The sequence below is a fragment of the Sulfuricurvum sp. genome (genome assembly GCF_028688295.1).
Taxonomy (GTDB): Bacteria; Campylobacterota; Campylobacteria; order Campylobacterales; family Sulfurimonadaceae; genus Sulfuricurvum.
In genome coordinates, this window is sequence record NZ_JAQTYM010000135.1 from 1 (window position 1) to 2588 (window position 2588).

Genomic DNA, 2588 nt, shown 5'->3' on the forward strand with positions numbered 1-2588 from the left:
AGATTAAAGAGGTTATTGCCAAGGGAGGCGACAATGTAATTCTCAAAGGTACTTTGAGTATGCATGGTGTTACAAAACCTCTTAGTTTTGAGGGGAGTGTCAATGAAGAAGGATCTAAAGTTCGTATTAAAGCCAAAAGCAGTATGAAAATGTCTGATTTTGGGATCACACCACCTAAAATGGTTTTTTTAACCGTACGTGATCAGGTTGATTTGAATGTGGATGTCATTTTAAAACGATAAAAAGGTTGTATAGTACGCAGTATACAGGCGATTTACTTCTTTGTTGGAAGATCGTCGGATTACACTAACTCAATCCTTGGGGCTCTGTAAATGGATGACAAATCAGCACTATTCCACGATATGCTTAATTATTCGAATGATATGATTTTTATTATTCGAATTGACGACGGGCATGTCGATTATATGAATGAAACCACCTTACGGATATTAGGGTATACCTTTGATGAGTTACAAGAACTCGGTATCGATAAAATCCGTAGACCGTTAAAATCTAGTGAACCGTTTTACCGTCATTTACAAGAGCTTAAGCAAGTCGGAAAACTGACTGATTACGCAATTCTCACAAAAAAAGATGGTACTAAAATTCCGATTGAGGCAAATGTCCGTTACCTCCACCGCGATGGAGTAGATTACAATATCGCTATTGTCCGTGATATTACCGATAGGATTGAATCGGAAAAGCGGCTAGAGAACTTGAATCGACAACTTAAAAGCTCAGTGATCAAAAAAGAGCAGGAACTTCATAAAACAATCGCATTTCTCAACGGATACAAACTCGCTCTCGATGCAGGAAATATCGTCTCCAAAAGTGATTTATCAGGAAATATAACCTACGTCAATGACAAGTTTTGTGAAGTGAGCGGATTTAATCGGGAAGAATTGATTGGTCGTGCACACAGTATCGTTCGTCATAGCGATACGGCTTCATCGATATTTGAAGTGTTGTGGAGAACTGTCAAATCTAAAAAAATGTGGCACGGAATCATTAAAAACCGCAAAAAAGATGGTGGATATTATTGGGTAGATATGGTAATTGTCCCGATTATGAATGAAGCCGATGAGATTGTCGAGTACATTGCGGTGCGTCATGAAATTACGAAATTGATAGCTCAACAAGAAAAACTTGAACACATATTGGCCACAGATGCCCTAACGGAGTATGGCAATCGCCATCTCTTGATGAAGGATATTACTGAGACAGAAAATCCATCTCTTGCGTTAATCAATATTGATAATTTTAGAGAGATAAATGACTTTTATGGGCACGATTTTGGTGATTTGCTCATCATTGAAGTTGCAAATACGATCAATAGCATTATCCGTGATCGAAATTCAAAAAAATTCTATCGGCTTGATGGGGATGAATTTGCCGTTTTGGCAAATGGATTGAATCACGAGACGTTTATCGAAAAAGCTAAAGAGATCATTGCAGCCTTGGCTGAGACACACTTAATCATTCGTGATGAAGAGATTGCTGTACAGGTGACGGTAAGTATATCGTTTGAACACGATAAACTCAACCTTTTTACAAGTGCGGATATGGCGATGAGGAGTGCAAAAAAGAATCAACAATCTCTTTTAATCTACGATACTTCGTTATTACTCAATACTGAATGTGAAAACAACATTAAATGGACGAAAAAACTCCAAAAAGCGATTCGAAATGACCGTATTGTCCCCTATTATCAGCCCATTGTCGATAACATCACCGGAGAATACAATAAATACGAATCCTTAGTTCGATTGATCGATGAAGAGGGAAAAGTGATCTCGCCATTTTTCTTTTTAGAGATTGCTAAACGGACAAAATATTACCGCTCCATCACGCAAACCGTATTAGAAAAATCTTTTTTACAGTTTAAAGATACCGATTTGACCTTTTCGGTCAACTTGACGATTAAAGATATTATGGATGAAGAGACACAGCAAAGTATCTTTACCCTTTTGGAGAGTTATGGGATTGGAGAGCGGGTAGTTTTTGAAATCGTTGAATCTGAGGGGATCGAAAATTATGATCGGGTCATCGCATTTATCAAAAATGTCAAAGAGTGCGGATGTAAAATAGCGATTGATGATTTTGGGACGGGATATTCGAATTTTGAGTATCTACTAAAGCTCAAAGCCGATTTTATTAAAATTGACGGTTCTCTGATTAAAGCCCTTCATAACGACAAAGATGCGAAAATTCTTGTTGCTACGATTGTTAACTTCTCCAAACAGCTCGGCATGTTGACAATTGCTGAATTCGTAAGTGATAAAAAAACTTATGATTTGGTGAAAGAGATGGGGATCGATTATTCACAGGGGTATTATTTCGGAGAGCCTAAAGAAGCTCCTGTAGGGCTTAGTGGTTAAAGCGGTAGATTTCACCGACACGTAATACTTTTGTTTTGAATGGATAGATGTTTACTTGAGTCAATGCTTCAAACCACTTTATAGGCTCATCCAGTCCATCATCAGCGAGTTTAAAGGTTCCATAATGGATCGGGATCAGGGTTTTTGCCCCTAAATCCTCTGCCGCTTGGAGTGCTTCGAGAGGCGAGATGTGAAAATGGCGCATGATCG

2 protein-coding genes and 1 pseudogene are annotated in these 2588 nt (G+C 38.3%); 2 read left to right on the forward strand and 1 reads right to left on the reverse strand.

Features of this window, described 5'->3' with window-relative positions; translation table 11 throughout:
• A partial coding sequence (locus tag PHR02_RS13555; protein ID WP_299992840.1) for a YceI family protein occupies nucleotides 1-242 on the forward strand: 242 nt, incomplete at its 5' end.
• A gap of 90 nt (nucleotides 243-332) precedes the next feature.
• Nucleotides 333-2378 carry a GGDEF domain-containing phosphodiesterase gene (locus PHR02_RS13560; RefSeq protein ID WP_299992842.1) on the forward strand — a complete coding sequence of 682 codons (2046 nt, stop codon included), beginning with the start codon at nucleotides 333-335 and terminating at the stop codon, nucleotides 2376-2378.
• On the opposite strand, the pseudogene PHR02_RS13565 reads toward PHR02_RS13560, so the two are convergent.
• Nucleotides 2368-2588, reverse strand: a pseudogene (locus PHR02_RS13565) (hypothetical protein); the annotation flags it as partial. The gene PHR02_RS13560 and the pseudogene PHR02_RS13565 overlap by 11 nt on opposite strands.

Bases quoted from the DNA above. Each gene is read 5' to 3' on its own strand.
- PHR02_RS13560 (WP_299992842.1), top strand. From the start codon at position 333: ATGGATGACAAATCAGCACTATTCCACGATATGCTTAATTATTCGAAT.